The following is a 301-nucleotide window of genomic DNA, read 5'->3' as shown; positions in this document are numbered from 1 at the left end:
TACAAGTCTCACTAGGAGATCCGTTGTTGTTATTAGAGTGACGGACTCCGAGTCCGGCATTGCCCGCTTCATAGAAGGCTTCCTCAACCTGGGTTCTCAACAGCTGCCAGGCATCCAGCAAGTCGGCCGGCAGCGTCACCTTGGACCGGGCTGGCGTGCGGGCCTGCAAGGCCTTCAGTTCCCCTTCGAACTCCGTGCGATCAAGATCGGGGAAATGCTCCGCCAGGGCCGCCAGGGCTTCTTCCGCCGCCCGCCGGCAGATCGTGACCTCGTCAAAGGCGCGCTTCTGCACCTCGCGCAG

The 301-nt window shown here is 62.1% G+C and carries 1 pseudogene; it reads right to left on the bottom strand.

The features are described from left to right. Nucleotides 1-301, bottom strand: a pseudogene (locus KBI52_RS33765) (replication protein C); the annotation flags it as partial.

It is taken from the genome of Microvirga sp. HBU67558, from assembly GCF_018069605.1.
GTDB classification, from domain to species: domain Bacteria; phylum Pseudomonadota; class Alphaproteobacteria; order Rhizobiales; family Beijerinckiaceae; genus Microvirga; species Microvirga terrae.
The sequence above is the reverse complement of the archived record's forward strand: the minus strand, read 5'-3'. Positions and strand labels throughout refer to the sequence as shown.